Origin of the sequence: Agrococcus sp. SCSIO52902 (assembly GCF_022983135.1) — a bacterium.
In the GTDB taxonomy this organism is placed as follows: domain Bacteria; phylum Actinomycetota; class Actinomycetes; order Actinomycetales; family Microbacteriaceae; genus Agrococcus; species Agrococcus sediminis.
This window is the reverse complement of the sequence record NZ_CP095269.1, coordinates 2024619-2040352: the sequence shown is the minus strand read 5'-3', so window position 1 is coordinate 2040352 and position 15734 is coordinate 2024619. Positions and strand designations below refer to the sequence as shown.

Sequence of the window (15734 nt, the reverse complement as noted above, 5' to 3'; positions counted from 1 at the left end):
CTCGTCGGTGCTACTTCTTGTTGGTGAATCCTGCATCGACCGGCAGTGTGACGCCGGTGACGTACCTCGCGGCGTCAGACACGAGCCAGAGGATCGCGTTCGAGATGTCGACCGGCTCGAGCATGGCCACCGGCAGGGCGTTGGCCATCGCCTGGCCCATCTGCGGATCGGCCTGAAGGAATTCCTGCATGGCGTCATTGACGACCATGGGCGTGTTCACACCCGTGGGATGGACAGTGTTGACCCTGATCGAGTGCTGGGCCAGCTGGTTGGCATAGCTGCGCATGAGCCCCACCACGCCGTGCTTGGCGGCCGTGTAGCCGAGCCCGCCTGGCGCGGCGCCGCCGATCCCGTTCAGTCCCGCCGTCGAACTCGTGAGCACGATCGCGCCACCGCGCCCGCCGTCGATCATGGACGGCTTGGCGACCTCGACCGTGAAGAAGACGCCCGTCAGGTTGACGTCGAGGACGTCCTGCCACTCCTCGGGCACCGGACGCAGCGACAGCGGCGCGATGCCCGCATTGGCGAGCACGATGTCGACCGCACCCAGCTCGGCGACGCCCGCGTCGAACGCCGCCTGCAGCGCGGCGCGGTCGCGCACGTCGGCCTCGACAGCGTGGATGCGGCGATCGAGAGCCTCGACCTGCTGCACGGTCTCGGCCAGGTCGTCGGGCGTCGACATCGGGTACGGTACAGACTCGATCTGAGCGCAGATGTCGACCGCGATGATGTCGGCGCCCTCCTGCGCGAGCCGGATCGCGTGCGAGCGTCCCTGCCCACGCGCGGCCCCTGTGATGAAGGCGACCTTGCCTTCGAGTTGACCGGGCATCATGACTCCGTTCGGTTCGGTGTTCCTTGCATCGGGTACAGACATCGGGTGGAGCGGTTGCTCCACCGAGTCGGCGTCGCAGCCGGGCGTGAGCAACTGGCGGGCGTCGACGGGTAGACGCCCTGCGAACGACGACGCGAGGTCGGGGTCCAGGCACAGCGGGGCATCGGCGACGCGCCGCAGGACGAGGAAGCCGCTGCTTCCGCGTGTCTTGAGGCGTACCAGCCGCGAGCCTGTCGGCCTCGTGAACCTCCCGCGGTAAGCCCCACCCCGCCGTGGATCACTCCCATGCTGGCTCCCTCCTCTTCCGGCATGCCGCTCGGCAGTAGGTGAGTGCACGATCACCACACACCGCAACGGCGGGCGGTTCGGCGGTCAGCTCTCACGCGACGTCGGGGCGGATGCCTCCCTCCTGGCGCCGGTCGGCGCCCGTCTTCTTCGAGTCGAAGTGAGACGTCTCGGGGTGGAAGCCCGCAACCGGATCCTCGGCGCACACGCTCACGGGCGGTGCCGCGAGGTCCTCGCGCCGGGTGAGCGTGAGTCGCACGGGGCCCATGCCGCTCCGCCGGCGGGGCGGCGAGGTGCGGTGCGAGTGGTCGCCGGAATGCCTGGGCAGCCCCGCGTCAGCCGCTCGCTGTGCGAGCAGCTGCTCGCCGTAGCCCTGCACGCACTCGGGGTCGGGGCCGTCGAGGGGCAGGCCTGTGAAGAACTTCGCGGCCATGCACCCGCCCTTGCAGGTGTCGAAGAACTGGCACGACCTGCAGGCGCCGCCCGACTGCGGCGAACGCAGCTCGGCGAACAGCGACGATTCGCGCCACACCCTGCGGAAGCCGCCCTCGTCGCGGACGTTGCCGGCGAGGAACTCGTCGTGGATGGCGAAGGGGCACGCGTAGACGTCGCCGACCGGGTCGATGAGGCAGACCACACGCCCGGCGCCGCAGAGGTTGAGGCCCGGCAGGGCCTGTCCGTACGCGGAGAGGTGGAAGAACGAGTCGCCGGTGAGCACGTCGTCGCCGTGCGCGACGAGCCAGTCGTACAGCTCGCGCTGCTGCGCCTGCGTGGGGTGCAGCTCGTCCCACACGTCGGCGCCGCGGCCCGACGGGCGCAGCCGCGTGAGGCGCAGCTGGGCGCCGTAGCGGTCGGCAATGGCCTTGAACTCGTTGAGCTGCGGGATGTTCTGCCTCGTGCAGACCACGGAGATCTTGAAGTTCCGCATCCCGGCGTCCGACAGGTTCTGCATCGCGCGCAGCGCGGTCTCGTACGAGCGCGGCCCGCGGATGTGGTCGTTGACCTCGGCGGTGGCCCCGTCGAGCGAGATCTGCACGTCGACGTAGTCGTTCGCGGCGAGTCGCCGGGCGATCTCGGGCGTGATCTTCACGCCGTTCGTCGAGAACTTCACGCCCACGTGGTGATCGGTGGCGTAGTCGAGCAGTTCCCAGAAGTCGCTGCGCACCGTCGGCTCGCCGCCGCCGATGTTGACGTAGAACACCTGCATGCGCTCGAGCTCGTCGATGACGGCCTTGCACTCGTCGGTTCTGAGCTCGCGCGGGTCGCGCCGACCGCTGCTCGACAAGCAGTGCACGCATGACAGGTTGCACGCGTAGGTCAACTCCCACGTCAGGCAGATGGGCGCATCGAGTCCGCGCTCGAAATGATCCACGAGTCGCATCGACCGTGGCGGCCGTGCCGCTTTCGAGCGGAGTGCGCCCGCCCGAGTCTCGACGATCGTCACTGCACCGCCTCCCGCTCCACGAGCATCAGCGACTCAGCCAGCGTGCCGAGCGCTCCGAGGTACCGCGGCAGCTGCTCTTCGGCGACGCCGGCGGACTGGCATGCGTCACGTGCCGAGGCGGCGTCCGGGAGATGCTCCACCACAGCGAGCAGCGTGCGATCCTTCAGGAAGGACAGCCTGCGCGTCCCGAAGTGGTAGAGCAGGGCGCCGAACGCCTCGGGACGGACCGAGACCTGCGGGTGCAGCCGCCAGGCGGACTCAGGGGTGACAGCGGTCATGTCGAGCGATCAGTAGACGCCGCACATGCCGTCGATCGAGATCTCCTCCACGAGTGAGTCCGTCTCGATCACCTCATCGGCATCGCCCTGTGGGACGACCAGGTCGTCACCTCGACTCATGAGACGCTCCTCCCGCGAATTCGCCGTCATTGGCGATCCGCTCGCTTGACCAGCGATACTAGTGGCACCGGGTGCCGTTAGGAAGGGGGCAGCGATCATGACCCCGTCCCAAGCGGGTGCTCCGCCTCCGCGCGCCCGGCCCGGCCGCACGCCGTCGACCAGCCGCGAGCAGATCAGTCACGTCGCCCTCGAGCTGTTCATGCAGCGCGGCTTCGATGGCACGACAGTCGACGACATCGCCAGAGCGGCCGCCATCGGGCGGCGCACGTTCTTCCGGTACTTCTCATCGAAGAACGACGTGCCATGGGGCGACTTCGACTCCCTGCTCGAGCGCATGCGCGCGCACCTGGCGTCGCTGCCAGACACCATGCCGCTCATGGAGCAGCTCCGCCGCTCCGTCATGGAGTTCAATCGCGTGGGGAAGGTGGAATCGCAGTATCACCGCAGGCGGATGGAGCTGTTGCTCAACGTGCCGACGCTCGTCGCGCACTCGACGCTCCGGTACCGAGCATGGCGTGAGGTGATCGCCGACCACGTCGCACGACGGCTGAACGTGCCCAGTGCCGATCTGATCCCGCAGACCATCGCGTGGACCTGCCTGGGAGCGTGCCTCGCAGCGTACGAGCAGTGGCTGGCGGATCGCCAGCGGAGTCTGCCTGATCTGCTGGACGAGGCGCTGCTCATGATCGATGTGCGCATCGACGCCGAGGGCATGCAGACGCCTCGCGGCACTCAGGTGTGAGAGTATGACCGACTCTGGAGCGGCACAACCCGGCGGGACCCGAGTGACCGTGGTGGTCGGCGCGGGCGCCTCGGGGGCGGCCCTCGCTGCGAGGCTCAGCGAGGATCCCGACCATCACGTCATCGTCCTCGAGGCAGGGCCGGCACCTCGTTCATCAGCCGAGTTCCCGGCCGAGTTGCTCGATGCATCGACGGTGCAGGGCGCGATGCCAGGACATCCGGCGAACTGGTCGTACCTCGGCTACCTCACACCCGACCTGCCGTACACGATCGCGCGTGGCCGCATCGTGGGCGGCTCGTCCACGATCAACGGCGGATACTTCGTGCGCGCGCGCCCGGAGGACTTCGCCCGCTGGTCCGTCGTTGCGGGCCCTGCCTGGAGCTACGAGCGCGTGCTGCCCGTGCTGCGCGACCTCGAGCGCGACCTCGACCTCGGATCAGGACCGTTCCACGGTGACGAAGGGCCGATGCCGATCCAGCGCGCCTCTCAGTCGAACCCGGCCGCGCGGGCGTTCGCAGCCGCGGCCGTCGAGCTCGGGTTCGTCGCCGAGCCCGACAAGAACGCTCCCGGCGCGCCCGGCGTTGGGCCGGTGCCGCAGAATGTCGTTGGCGGCGTGCGCATCAATACGGGCCTCGCGTACCTGTTGCCCGTTCGCGATCGGCAGAACCTCGAGGTCGTCGGAGGGTGCCGCGTGCTGCGCGTCGCGTTCGATGGCGCACGAGCGGTGGGAGTGGAGGTGACCGAGAGCGACCGCCGGCCTGCTCGATCCGCTGCGTCGAATCGCGTCATCCACGCCGACGAGGTGGTGCTCTGCGCCGGCGCCATCGCAACGCCGCACCTCCTGCTCGTCTCGGGCGTCGGACCAGCCGCGCAGCTGCGTGCGCATGATGTGCGTGTCGTGCATGACTCGCGCGGCGTCGGCGTGGCGTTCACCGATCACCCCGAGCTCACCGTGGGCTGGCGAGCCCGACGCGAGGTCACGGATCCGCGCACACCCGAGACGTTCACGACCGCGCTGAACCTGGTCTCGCCCGGAGGCGATGCGGCCGGCGACCTCGAGATCATGGTCTCGGTCAAGAGCATGGACCACCTGCTCATGGGGGCCTCAAGCGCGCTCATCGGCGGCGACCGCGCAGCACAGCGGCATCCACGCGCCACACCCAGGGCGGTGCACGGCGCGGCAAGCTCGCGAGCGCGGGACCAGGCGCAGCAGGGGCGTGACCTCGCGCTGCTCGTGGGGCTGCAGCGGGAGGAATCGCGCGGCTCCATCACTCTCGCGTCGGCGGACCCGACCGCGAGTCCCCGCATCGAGTACCGGTACCTGTCGACCGCGAACGACCGCGCCCGCATGCGCTTCGGGGTGCGCACGGCCGCGGCGCTGCTGGCGACGCGCGCGTTCACTCCGCTCTTCGGGCGGCTCACCGAGCTCGACGAGACGGCGCTCGACGACGATGCCGCCCTCGACGCGTGGATGCTTGCACACCTCGGAACCGCGATCCACCTCTGTGGCAGCGCGCCCATGGGGCCACCACATGACCCGTCCGCGGTGGTCGACGGGTTCGGCCGCGTGCACGGGGTCACGAATCTCCGCGTCGCGGACACGTCGATCCTGCCGGATGCTCCTTCGCGCGGACCCGCTGCGACGGCAGTGCTCATCGGAGAGCTCGTTGCGCGCTTCATCCGGCGCGGCGATTGAACGGGCCCCCGCACCAGGACATCCGAGAGGCTCGCCTCCTGACGAACGACTTCGACCCGGCGGTCAGCCGCGCGCCAGGATCCACCCGTGCAGCATGGCCATCCAGCCGTCGTCGTCGGCCGTCCACGCCGTCCAAGCGTCCGCGATCGCCGCGCGCTCCGACGCATCCGCGAGCCCGTGCCGCTCGGTGCCGTCGGCGAACGCCGAGTGCAGCGCCCGCTCGGCCCACTGGCCGCCCCAGAAGCCCCGGCCGGCCGGCGACTCGAAGCACCAGGTCTCGACATCCGTCTCGACCTCGGCGAAGCCCGCGGCCCGTGCCCAGGCCTTCAGCTTGGCGCCCGCGTCGCCGTCGCCGCCGTTCGCCGCCTGCAGCGCCACCACGAGGGAGCGCCAGCGCTCGAGCTCCGGCGTGAGCGGATGGATGACGGTGGCCGAGTACACGACATCGCGCGCGGCGACGAGATCGCCGATGCGCCGCCAGGCGGCGAGCGCCCGGACCGGGTCGCCCAGGTGCTGCAGCACCTGGTGGGCGTGCACGACGTCGTAGCGGTCGCCCGGCGGCGCATAGGCGTCTCCGACGTGGAACTCGACGTTCGTCACCCCTGCCTGGGCGGCAGCGGCGCGCGCGGTCTCGACCACCTCGGCGCTCATGTCGATGCCCACGACACGGCCTCGGTCGCCGACGCGCCGCGCGAGGTCGATGCTGATCGAGCCCGGCCCGCAGCCGACGTCGAGGATGCGCATGCCCGGCTCGACCAGCGGCGAGAGGTAGGCGGCGGAGTTCGCGACGGTGCGCGCCGCGTGCGCGGCGACCACGCTCGAGTGGTGGCCATGCGAGTAGGTAACCGGGGACATGAGCCGAGTCTATGGCGGCCTCGGCACGCAGAGCGCACCCGAGCGCCCGCCTAGGGTGGTGCCATGACCAACCCCTTCCTGACGCCCAGCGCGCTCCCCTACCAGCTGCCGCCCTTCGCCGACATCCGCGACGAGCACTACGAGGAGGCCCTCGAGGCAGGCTTCGCCGAGCAGTCGGAGGAGGTGCGGGCGGTCGTCGAGCAGGCCGAGGCGCCCACGTTCGAGAACACGATGGAGCCGCTCGAGCGCAGCGGCCAGACGCTCTCGCGCGTCGCGCACGTGTTCTGGAGCATGACGTCGACCGACTCGTCGCCGTTCCTCGAGGAGCTCGAGGAGCGGTACGCGCCGCGCTTCGCAGCGCACGCCGACTCGATCACCCTCGACCCGCGGCTCTACGCGCGCGTCGCCGCGCTGCACGCCGAGCCCGACCCGGCCTGGACGCCCGAGCAGCGCTACCTCGTCGAGCGCCGCCACACCGAGATGACCGTCGCCGGCGCGGGCCTCGACGACGCGGCGCGCGAGCGCCTCAAGGAGCTCAACCAGCAGATCGCGACGCTGACGACCCGCTTCGACAAGCACCTGCAGGCCGACACCAACGACCTCGCCGTCGTCATCGACGACCCGGCGGAGCTCGACGGGCTCAGCGACGGCGAGCGCTCCGCGGCGATGGCGGCCGCCGCCGATCGCGGGCTCGAGGGCAAGGCGCTCATCACCCTGCCGCTGTTCTCGGGCCACCCGTGGCTCGCCTCGCTCACCGACCGCGATGTGCGACGCCGCGTGATGGAGGCATCCCTCGCCCGGGGCACCCGCGGCAACGAGCACGACAACCGCGAGACGGTGCTCGAGCTCACGGCGCTGCGCGCCGAGCGAGCCCGGCTGCTGGGGTTCGCGACGCACGCCCACGCCATCACCGCCGACGAGACGGCACGCACGCCCGAGGCGGTGCTCGCGATGCTCACGCGGCTCGCGGCGCCCGCGGCGGTGAACGCGCGCGCCGAGGCGCAGGCGCTGCAGGCGCAGATCGAGGCGGCCGGCGAGTCGTACGAGCTCGCCGCCTGGGACTGGGACTTCTGGACCGAGAAGGAGCGCACCGCGCGCTACGACGTCGACACGGCGGCGCTGCGGCCCTACTTCGAGGCCGAGCGCGTGCTGCAGGACGGCGTCTTCCACGCCGCGACCCAGGTCTACGGCATCACCTTCCAGGAGCGCGACGACCTCGTCGGCTACCACCCCGACGTGCGGGTCTTCGAGGTGCGGAACGAGGACGGCAGCGAGGTGGGCCTCTACCTGCTCGACCTCTACACGCGCGACTCGAAGCGCGGCGGCGCGTGGATGAACTCCCTCATCCAGCAGAACGGCCTGCTCGGCCACCCGACCGTCGTGATGAACAACCTCAACGTGCCGAAGCCGCCGGCCGGCACGCCGACGCTGCTCACCTTCGACGAGACGACCACGCTGTTCCACGAGTTCGGCCACGCCCTGCACGGGCTGTTCGCGCAGGTGACCTACCCGTCGCTCGGCGGCACGAACGTCTTCCGCGACTTCGTCGAGTTCCCCAGCCAGGTGAACGAGATGTGGATGCTGTGGCCGGGGATCGTCGAGCACTACGCCCGGCACATCGAGACCGGCGAGCCGCTGCCCGCCGACGTCATCGAGCGGCTGCAGGCCTCGGAGACCTTCAACCAGGGCCACGACACGAGCGAGTACCTCGCCGCGGCGCTGCTCGACCAGGCGTGGCACGCGCGCGTCGCGGGCGACGCCGTCGTCGACGTGGCGGCGTTCGAGCGCGACGCGCTCGAGCAGGTCGGGCTGCTGAGCGCGACGGTGCCGACGCGCTACTCGACCGGCTACTTCCAGCACGTCTTCTCGGGCGGCTACTCGGCCGGCTACTACTCCTACATCTGGTCGGAGGTCATGGACGCCGACACCGTCGAGTGGTTCAAGCAGCAGCCCTCCATCCGCGAGGCCGGCCAGCGCTTCCGCGACCGGCTGCTGGGCGTGGGCGGCTCGAAGGACCCGCTGGAGGCCTTCCGCGACTTCCGCGGGCGCGACGCCGAGCTGCAGCCCCTGCTCGAGCGCCGGGGCCTCACCGGCTGAGGCGCCGCGCGGCGGTGCCGGGCGGGGCGGGTCCTAGCGGGCCCGCCCCGCCTGCAGCACCAGCCAGATGAAGTACGGGATGCCCACGAGCGCGGTCATCACGCCGGCGGGCAGCTGCGCGGGGGCGATGAGCGTGCGGCCGAGCGTGTCGGCCAGCAGCGTCAGCGTGCCCCCGAGCAGCGCGGCGAGCGGCAGCAGCACGCGGTGGCGGGCGCCCACGAGCGCGCGCGCCGCGTGCGGCGCGACGAGGCCGACGAAGGCCACCACGCCGATCGCGGCGACCGCCGTCGACGCGAGCACGACCGACAGCGCGAGCGCCACCACCTGCACGGCCGAGAGCCGCACGCCCAGCAGCCGCGGCGTCGCCTCGTCGAGCTGCGCGAGGTCGAGGTCGCGGTGCATCCACAGCAGGCCGACCATGGCGACCGCGATCGCCACGGCGACCGGCACGACGTCCTCGAAGCCGCGCCCGTAGGTGCTGCCGGCCAGCCACACGATCGCCTTGCCCCGGTTCCACGGGTCGGTGACCACGATGAGCAGGCTCGTGAGCGCCGCGGTCGCCGCCGAGAGCGCGAGGCCGGTGAGCACGAGCCGCAGGCTGCCGAGCCGCCGCCAGCCGACCAGCGCGAGCACGAGGGCGCCCGCCAGCGCGCCGCCCGCCAGCGCGCCCGCGGCCACGAGCCATCCGACCGCCACCGGCACGAGCGTGATGACGCCGACCGCGCCCAGCCCGGCGCCGCCGGCGACGCCGAGCAGGTAGGGGTCGGCGAGCGCGTTGCGCGCGACGGCCTGCACGAGCCCACCCGAGAGCGCGAGCGCGATGCCGGCGAGCACGGCGGCGGCGACGCGCGGCGTGCGCGTGTCGAGCGTGACCCGGACGGCGTCGCCGGCCTGGCCGGCCAGCCAGTTCGCGACGTCGCCGAGCAGCAGCATGCGATCGCCGAGCAGCACCGCGCCGACGGCGAGCGCGGCCAGCAGCACCGCGGCGACCGCGATCGGCGGCCAGGCGCGGCGCGAGAGCGTGCGGGCGCCGAGCACCGACATCGACTCGGTCTCGGCGGCACCGGCCACGGTGCGCGCGAGCACCGCGATGCAGACCGCCCCCACCAGGCTCGTGACGACGCCGGTGGGCACGTCGAGCGAGCCGACGCCGCCGAGCACGGCGCGCAGCAGCACGTCGGCGCCGACCACGAGCACGGCGCCGGCGAGGGCTGCGAGCGGGATCGCCACCAGGTGGCGCGAGGCGCCGGGGATGCGCGCCACGAGCAGGCGCACGACGATCGGCGCGGCGAGGCCGACGAAGCCGATCGGGCCGGCGATCGCGACGGCGGCCGCGGCGAGCGCGACCGAGGCGATGAGCGTGCCGAGCCGCAGGCGGCCGACGCCCACGCCGATCGTGGTGGCGGCCTCCTCGCCGAGCGCGAGCACGTCGAGGCGGCGGGCGAGCAGCAGCAGCACCGCGATGCCGACGAGCACGACCGGCAGCAGCTGCGCGACCGTGCCGATGCCGTTCTGCGACAGCCGGCCGACGCCCCAGGCGAAGAGCCCCGCGTTCTCCTCCTCGGCGAGGATGATCGCCACCGTCGTCACCGACTGCAGCGCGAGCGCGAGGGCGGTGCCGACGAGCACCATCTGGGTGGTCGAGCCGCGGCCCCGGCCGATCGCGACGACGGCGAGCGCCGCGGCGAGGCCGCCGGCGAAGGCGAGGCCCGCGCCGCCGAGCCCGGGGAGGCTCACCCCCAGCATCGCGGCGATGCCGATCGCCGCGCCCGCGCCGCCGTTCACGGCGAGCGTGTCGGGCGAGGCGAGCGGGTTGCCGGTGAGCGTCTGCATCGCGTAGCCCGCGGCGCCGAGCGCGAGCCCGACGACGATCGCGGCGGCGATGCGGGGCAGCCGGCTCTCGACGATCACCGAGGCGTTGCCCTGGTCGCCGCCGAGCCACGCGAGCAGCTCTGCGGCGCCGAGCTGCGTGGTGCCCTGCGTGGCGTGCCAGGCCGAGAGCGCGACGAGTGCGACGAGGAGGGCCGCGCCGAGCGCGAGCCCTCCCGGTCGGACGCGGGTCACGGCGTGGGCGCGAGCGACGCGACGATCGCGTCGAGGTAGGCGGCCATCGAGTCGACGCCGCCGAAGAGCCAGATGCCGTCGGGCAGGCGGTGCACGTTGCCCGCCTGCACGGTGGGCAGGCCCGTCCAGATCTCGTTCGAGGCGAGCTGGTCGCGGAACACGTCGCGCTCGCCCACGGTCATGTAGATGATGTGCGTGTCGTCGCCGAGCGCCGTCAGGCCCTCGACGTCGGTGGCGCCGAGCCCGTACTGCGGGTCGCCCTCGCCGGGCCAGCCGTTGACGAAGCCCGCCTCCTCGAACACGGCCGGCAGCAGCGCGCCGTCGGCGTAGGGGCGGATCTCGACCTGGCCGCCCGTCTCGTAGCCGTCCATGTGCGCGAGCGACGTGCCCGCGAGGCCCGCCTCCTCGACCTCGGCGGCCACATCGGCGACGTGCGCCTCGAAGTCGGCGATCGCCGACTCGGCAGCCTCGAGCCCGCCGGTGGCCTCGCCCACGAGGCGCAGGTCGTCGAGCATCGTCTCGAGCGGCGCGGATGCGTCGGCGCCTTGGAGGACGAGCACGGGCGCGATGGCCTCGAGGTCGGCGTAGGCCGCGTCGTCACGGCCCGCGACGGCGACGATCAGGTCGGGCGCGAGGCCCGCGATCGCGTCGATCGACGGCTCCGTGCGCGTGCCGACGTCGGTGGGCTCGCCCTCGAGCGGCGCGCCGACCCCGGCCCAGTCCTCGTAGCCGGCGACGTCGGCGACGCCGACCGGCTCGATGCCGACCGTCTGCAGGTGCTCGACGGCGACCCACTCGAGCGCGACGACGTCCTCGACGCCGGCGGGGATCTCGACGGCCTCGCCGCGCGCATCCGTCACCGTCACCGCGGAGGCCTCGGGCTCGGCCGGGGTCGTCTCGGCGGCGGGCTCGGTGGTGCCGCATGCGGCGAGCGTGAGCGCCGTGAGCGCTGCCGCGCCGGCGAGCAGCGACCGGGACAGCGGGGTTCGCTGGGACATGGGGATCCTTCCTCGGGCGCTCGGCCCGACGGGGTGGGGGGTCACGCGGCGCGCGACACGACCGGCCGACGGCGGAGCCGCTGCGGCCGGATGCGGAGGCCGTCGGACGACGGCTCGACATCGATGGGCACCTCGTAGGCGGCGCTCAGCCGCTCGGCGGTGAGCACCTCCTCGGGCGTGCCGGCCGCGACGATGCGGCCGTGCACGAGGAGGACGACCTCGTCGGCGACCTCGGCCGCCTGCTCGAGGTCGTGCAGCACGATGCCGACGGCGACGCCGTCGTCGGCGAGGTCGCGGACGATCTCGAGGATCTCGCGCTGGTAGCGCACGTCGAGGAAGGTCGTGGGCTCGTCGAGCAGCACGATGCCGGTCTCCTGCGCGAGGCACGTGGCGAGCCAGACGCGCTGGCGCTGGCCGCCGGAGAGCTGCGAGACCGGCTGCTCGGCGAGCTCGGCGATGCCGGTCGCGGCCATCGCGCGGGCGATCACGTCGTCGCCGCGCGGGTCGCCGCCGCGGAAGCGGCCGCGGTGCGCGAACCGGCCGTAGGCGACGACCTCGCGCACGCGCACGCCCGACGGGTCAGGGTGCGACTGGGCGAGCAGCGCGATGCGGCGGGCGAGCTCGCGCTCCCCCAGCGACGCGGCGTCGGCCCCGTCGGCGAAGACGACGGCCCCCTCGCTCGGGCGGTGCAGCGCCGTGAGGCCGCGCAGCAGCGTCGACTTGCCGCTGCCGTTCGGGCCGACGAGGGCCGTGACGCATCCGGGCGCGAGCGCGATGGAGGCGCGGTGGACGATCTCGTCGCGCCCGTAGGCGAGGCTCACGTCGGTGGCGCGCAGGGCGTCCGGCTCCGGGAAGGTCACGAGGTAAGGATAGCCTTACCTCACCCCCCGAGGCAATTCCGTCGGCGCTAGGCGGAGAGCTCCTGGATGTCGTCGGCGGTGAGGATGATCGGCTGCTCGGTGCCGGCCACCGACTCCTTCGTCACGATCACGCGCTCGACGCCCTCCTTCGAGGGCACCTCGAACATGACCGGCGCGAGCACCGTCTCGAGGATGGAGCGCAGGCCGCGCGCACCCGTCTTGCGGTCGACCGCGAGGTCGGCGATCGCCCGCAGCGCCTCGGGCTCGAAGTCGAGCTTGACGCCGTCGATCTCGAAGATGCGCTGGTACTGCTTGACGAGCGCGTTGCGCGGCTCGCTCAGGATCTCGACGAGCGCAGCCTGGTCGAGCGGCGACACCGTCGCGATCACCGGCAGGCGCCCGATGAACTCGGGGATGAGCCCGAACTTGTGGAGGTCCTCGGGCAGCACGTCCTGGAAGACGTTGAGGTCGGGCTTCAACGACGACACCGGGGCGCCGAAGCCGATCCCGCGCTTGCCGGAGCGGTTGGCGATGATGTCCTCGAGGCCCGCGAACGCGCCGGCGACGATGAACAGCACGTTCGACGTGTCGATCTGGATGAACTCGGAGTTCGGGTGCTTGCGGCCGCCCTGGGGCGGCACCGAGGCGACCGTGCCCTCGATGATCTTCAGCAGCGCCTGCTGCACGCCCTCGCCCGAGACGTCGCGCGTGATCGACGGGTTCTCGGCCTTGCGGGCCACCTTGTCGATCTCGTCGATGAAGACGATGCCCGTCTCGGCCCGCTTGACGTCGTAGTCGGCGGCCTGGATGAGCTTCAGCAGGATGTTCTCGACGTCCTCGCCGACGTAGCCGGCCTCGGTGAGGGCTGTCGCGTCGGCGACGGCGAACGGCACGTTCAGCTGCTTCGCGAGCGTCGCCGCGAGGTAGGACTTGCCGCAGCCCGTCGGGCCGACCATCAGGATGTTCGACTTCTGGATCTCGACGGCGTCGCCCGCCGCGTCGGCCGAGGCCAGCTGCTGCGCGGCGGCGATGCGCTTGTAGTGGTTGTAGACGGCGACCGAGAGCGACTGCTTCGCGCTCTCCTGGCCGACGACGTACTCCTCGAGGAACGCGAAGATCTCGCGCGGCTTCGGCAGCGTGAACCCCTCGTGCTCGCTCGCCTCGCCCGCCTCGGCGGCGCGCTCCTCGATGATCTCGTTGCACAGCTCGACGCACTCGTCGCAGATGTACACCGCAGGGCCGGCGATCAGCTGCTGCACCTGCTTCTGGCTCTTGCCGCAGAAGGAGCACTTCAGCAGGTCGCCGCTCTCTCCGAGTCGGGCCATCTCGCTCTCACCATCCTCTGGGGCGCAGGCCGCGCCCGTGCATGAAGCCTAGACGAGGGCGGTGACAGCGCGACCGACCACGCCGCCCGCGCGCAGATCCGGACCGTATGCTGGAGGCATGCATGCCGCCATCGCCGCGCTCGCGGCCGTCCTCCTCCTGCCCGCCCACGCATCCGTCATCGACTCGACGCCCGCCGACGGCGACACCCTCACCGCGCAGCCGGGCACGTTCAGCGTCGTCATGAACGAGGAGATCCTCGCGCTCGAGGGCGCCGACGGCGGCAACGCGATGCAGCTGACCGACGCCGAGGGCCGCTTCTACGGCGACGGCTGCCTCGCCGTCGACGGCGACACGCTCTCGCTCGACGCCGAGCTCGGCGAGGCGGGCGACTACACGCTCACCTACCAGATCGTCTCGGCCGACGGCCACCCGGTCGACGGCACCGTCGCCTTCGCGTTCGAGCCCGAGGCCGGCGCCGAGGGTGCCCCCGGGGCCGAGACCGCGCCGGTGTGCGGGGAGGCCGCCGAGGAGACCCCCGCGGCGACGGAGCCCGCCGAGCCCGAGGCGACCTCCGACGCCCCGGCCGCCACGGCATCCGCCGACCAGGGCACGGGCGCCGAGGAGCCGGCCGAGGCGGAGGGCCAGTTCCCGTTCGTCGCGATCGGCATCCTCGCGGTGCTCGGCGTGCTCGCGGTGATCGCGTACACGATCAACCGCGGCTCGCGCACCCGCCGCGACCGCGCCTGACGCACGGCGAAGGCCCGGCACCTCGAGGGGTGCCGGGCCTTCGTCTCGCTCGCTGCTGCTCAGCCGAGCAGCTGCGGCGCCGTCTTGCGGCTCGTGAGCACCTGGTCGATGAGGCCGTACTCGAGCGCCTCCTCGGCCGAGAGGAAGGTGTCGCGCTCGATGTCCTTCGACACCTGCTCGACCTCCTTCTTGGAGTGCTTCGACAGCGTCTCCTCGAGCCAGCCGCGCATGCGCAGCACCTCGCGCGCCTGGATCTCGATGTCGGATGCCTGGCCGCGGCCGGCGTCGGACGTCGCCGGCTGGTGGATGAGGATGCGGGCGTTCGGCAGCGCGAGGCGCTTGCCGGGCTCGCCCGCGGCGAGCAGCACGGCCGCGGCCGATGCCGCCTGGCCGAGGCACACGGTCTGCACCGCGGGCCGGATGTACTGCATCGTGTCGTAGATCGCCGTCATGGCCGTGAACGAGCCGCCGGGCGAGTTGATGTACATGACGATGTCGCGATCCGGGTCCTGGGACTCGAGCACGAGCAGCTGCGCCATGATGTCGTCGGCCGACGCGTCGTCGACCTGCACGCCGAGGAAGATGATGCGGTCCTCGAAGAGCTTCGCGTACGGGTCCTGGCGCTTGAAGCCGTAGGCCGTGCGCTCCTCGAAGCTCGGCAGGATGTAGCGCGAGCCGGGCATCTGGAGGGCGCTGCCGCCCGCCTGGAACGTGGGAGTCTCCATCAGTTGCCACCCTCCTGGCCGGTGCTGTCGTCGAGGGCGGAGTGGCCGTCCTCCTGGTCGGTGCCGCCGCCGCCGGTGACGTCGGCCGCCGACTCGCGCACGTGGTCGACGAAGCCGTACTCGAGCGCCTGCTGCGCCGTGAACCAGCGGTCGCGGTCGCCGTCGGCGTTGATCTGCTCGACGCTCTTGCCGGTGCGCTCGGCCGTGATCTCGGCGAGCCGCTTCTTCATGTCGAGGATGAGCTGCGCCTGCGTCTGGATGTCGCTCGAGGTGCCGCCGAAGCCGCCGTGGGGCTGGTGCAGCAGCACGCGCGCGTTGGGCGTGATGTAGCGCTTGCCGGCGGTGCCGGCGGTCAGCAGCAGCTGGCCCATCGACGCGGCCATGCCGATGCCGACGGTGACGATGTCGTTCGGCACGAACTGCATGGTGTCGTAGATCGCCATGCCGGCCGTGATCGAGCCGCCGGGCGAGTTGATGTAGAGGTAGATGTCCTTGTTCTGGTCCTCCGCGGCGAGCAGCAGGATCTTGGCGCAGATCTCGTTCGCGTTCTCGTCGCGCACCTCCTCGCCGAGCCAGATGATGCGATCGCGCAGCAGTCGGTCGAAGACCGAAGGCGCGAAGACGGGTTCAGCCACAGGTGACTCCTTCTCTCGGTTCGCTCCAAC

15 protein-coding genes are annotated in these 15734 nt (G+C 72.0%); 4 read left to right on the top strand and 11 right to left on the bottom strand.

The genetic code is table 11. The features are described from left to right. Window positions 1–10 precede the first annotated feature (10 nt). From MU522_RS10050 to mftA, 4 genes are all read right to left on the bottom strand, one after another. On the bottom strand, window positions 11–829 hold the full coding sequence (locus MU522_RS10050; RefSeq protein WP_281439995.1) for a mycofactocin-coupled SDR family oxidoreductase: 819 nt from the start codon (window positions 827–829) through the stop codon (window positions 11–13). A gap of 382 nt (window positions 830–1211) precedes the next feature. After that, a complete protein-coding gene (gene mftC / locus MU522_RS10045; RefSeq protein WP_246990837.1) occupies window positions 1212–2498 on the bottom strand; it encodes a mycofactocin radical SAM maturase in 1287 nt (428 codons plus the stop codon). A gap of 59 nt (window positions 2499–2557) precedes the next feature. Then, entirely contained in the window at window positions 2558–2839 is a 282-nt protein-coding gene (gene mftB, locus MU522_RS10040) for a mycofactocin biosynthesis chaperone MftB (RefSeq protein ID WP_246990836.1), read from the bottom strand. Between the two features lie 9 nt (window positions 2840–2848). Next, window positions 2849–2959 carry a mycofactocin precursor MftA gene (gene mftA / locus MU522_RS10035; protein WP_246990835.1) on the bottom strand — a complete coding sequence of 37 codons (111 nt, stop codon included), beginning with the start codon at window positions 2957–2959 and terminating at the stop codon, window positions 2849–2851. A gap of 97 nt (window positions 2960–3056) precedes the next feature. On the opposite strand from mftA, the gene mftR reads away from it, so the two are divergent. Both mftR and MU522_RS10025 read left to right on the top strand, forming a co-directional pair. Further along, window positions 3057–3701, top strand: coding sequence for a mycofactocin system transcriptional regulator (mftR, locus tag MU522_RS10030; RefSeq protein ID WP_246990834.1), 645 nt, complete (start codon window positions 3057–3059; stop codon window positions 3699–3701). Window positions 3702–3744: 43 nt separating this feature from the next. Then, entirely contained in the window at window positions 3745–5397 is a 1653-nt protein-coding gene (locus MU522_RS10025) for a GMC family oxidoreductase N-terminal domain-containing protein (protein WP_246990831.1), read from the top strand. A gap of 63 nt (window positions 5398–5460) precedes the next feature. Here MU522_RS10025 and MU522_RS10020 read toward each other — a convergent pair whose 3' ends face one another. Beyond that, entirely contained in the window at window positions 5461–6252 is a 792-nt protein-coding gene (locus MU522_RS10020; protein WP_246990830.1) for a class I SAM-dependent methyltransferase, read from the bottom strand. A 63-nt stretch (window positions 6253–6315) separates the two neighbouring features. On the opposite strand from MU522_RS10020, the gene MU522_RS10015 reads away from it, so the two are divergent. Further along, a complete protein-coding gene (locus tag MU522_RS10015) occupies window positions 6316–8349 on the top strand; it encodes a M3 family metallopeptidase (RefSeq protein WP_246990829.1) in 2034 nt (677 codons plus the stop codon). 33 nt (window positions 8350–8382) lie between these two features. On the opposite strand, the gene MU522_RS10010 is transcribed toward MU522_RS10015, so the two are convergent. From MU522_RS10010 to clpX, 4 genes are read right to left on the bottom strand one after another with little or no spacing between them, the layout of a single operon-like run. After that, window positions 8383–10413 carry an iron ABC transporter permease gene (locus MU522_RS10010; RefSeq protein ID WP_246990824.1) on the bottom strand — a complete coding sequence of 677 codons (2031 nt, stop codon included), beginning with the start codon at window positions 10411–10413 and terminating at the stop codon, window positions 8383–8385. Next, the gene (locus tag MU522_RS10005) at window positions 10410–11411 is read right to left on the bottom strand and encodes an iron-siderophore ABC transporter substrate-binding protein (RefSeq protein WP_246990823.1); all 1002 of its coding nucleotides are present in this window, start codon (window positions 11409–11411) and stop codon (window positions 10410–10412) included. The genes MU522_RS10010 and MU522_RS10005 overlap by 4 nt, the downstream gene beginning before the upstream one ends. A 41-nt stretch (window positions 11412–11452) precedes the next feature. After that, window positions 11453–12271, bottom strand: a complete 819-nt coding sequence (locus MU522_RS10000; protein WP_246990822.1) for an ABC transporter ATP-binding protein — start codon at window positions 12269–12271, stop codon at window positions 11453–11455. 47 nt (window positions 12272–12318) lie between these two features. Continuing rightward, window positions 12319–13596, bottom strand: coding sequence for an ATP-dependent Clp protease ATP-binding subunit ClpX (gene clpX, locus MU522_RS09995; protein ID WP_246990821.1), 1278 nt, complete (start codon window positions 13594–13596; stop codon window positions 12319–12321). A gap of 118 nt (window positions 13597–13714) precedes the next feature. On the opposite strand from clpX, the gene MU522_RS09990 reads away from it, so the two are divergent. Then, window positions 13715–14344, top strand: coding sequence for a copper resistance CopC family protein (locus tag MU522_RS09990; RefSeq protein ID WP_146357511.1), 630 nt, complete (start codon window positions 13715–13717; stop codon window positions 14342–14344). Between the two features lie 59 nt (window positions 14345–14403). Here MU522_RS09990 and MU522_RS09985 read toward each other — a convergent pair whose 3' ends face one another. Both MU522_RS09985 and MU522_RS09980 read right to left on the bottom strand, forming a co-directional pair. Next, complete coding sequence (locus MU522_RS09985) at window positions 14404–15069, bottom strand: ATP-dependent Clp protease proteolytic subunit (RefSeq protein ID WP_146357513.1); 666 nt, start codon at window positions 15067–15069, stop codon at window positions 14404–14406. After that, on the bottom strand, window positions 15069–15704 hold the full coding sequence (locus MU522_RS09980; RefSeq protein ID WP_128190251.1) for an ATP-dependent Clp protease proteolytic subunit: 636 nt from the start codon (window positions 15702–15704) through the stop codon (window positions 15069–15071). Before MU522_RS09980 ends, MU522_RS09985 begins: the two co-directional genes overlap by 1 nt. Window positions 15705–15734: the final 30 nt, after the last annotated feature.

Bases quoted from the DNA above. Each gene is read 5' to 3' on its own strand.
- MU522_RS10050 (WP_281439995.1), bottom strand. From the start codon at position 829: ATGCCCGGTCAACTCGAAGGCAAGGTCGCCTTCATCACAGGGGCCGCG.
- mftC (WP_246990837.1), bottom strand. From the start codon at position 2,498: ATGCGACTCGTGGATCATTTCGAGCGCGGACTCGATGCGCCCATCTGC.
- mftB (WP_246990836.1), bottom strand. From the start codon at position 2,839: ATGACCGCTGTCACCCCTGAGTCCGCCTGGCGGCTGCACCCGCAGGTC.
- mftA (WP_246990835.1), bottom strand. From the start codon at position 2,959: ATGAGTCGAGGTGACGACCTGGTCGTCCCACAGGGCGATGCCGATGAG.
- mftR (WP_246990834.1), top strand. From the start codon at position 3,057: ATGACCCCGTCCCAAGCGGGTGCTCCGCCTCCGCGCGCCCGGCCCGGC.
- MU522_RS10020 (WP_246990830.1), bottom strand. From the start codon at position 6,252: ATGTCCCCGGTTACCTACTCGCATGGCCACCACTCGAGCGTGGTCGCC.
- MU522_RS10015 (WP_246990829.1), top strand. From the start codon at position 6,316: ATGACCAACCCCTTCCTGACGCCCAGCGCGCTCCCCTACCAGCTGCCG.
- MU522_RS10005 (WP_246990823.1), bottom strand. From the start codon at position 11,411: ATGTCCCAGCGAACCCCGCTGTCCCGGTCGCTGCTCGCCGGCGCGGCA.
- clpX (WP_246990821.1), bottom strand. From the start codon at position 13,596: ATGGCCCGACTCGGAGAGAGCGGCGACCTGCTGAAGTGCTCCTTCTGC.
- MU522_RS09990 (WP_146357511.1), top strand. From the start codon at position 13,715: ATGCATGCCGCCATCGCCGCGCTCGCGGCCGTCCTCCTCCTGCCCGCC.
- MU522_RS09985 (WP_146357513.1), bottom strand. From the start codon at position 15,069: ATGGAGACTCCCACGTTCCAGGCGGGCGGCAGCGCCCTCCAGATGCCC.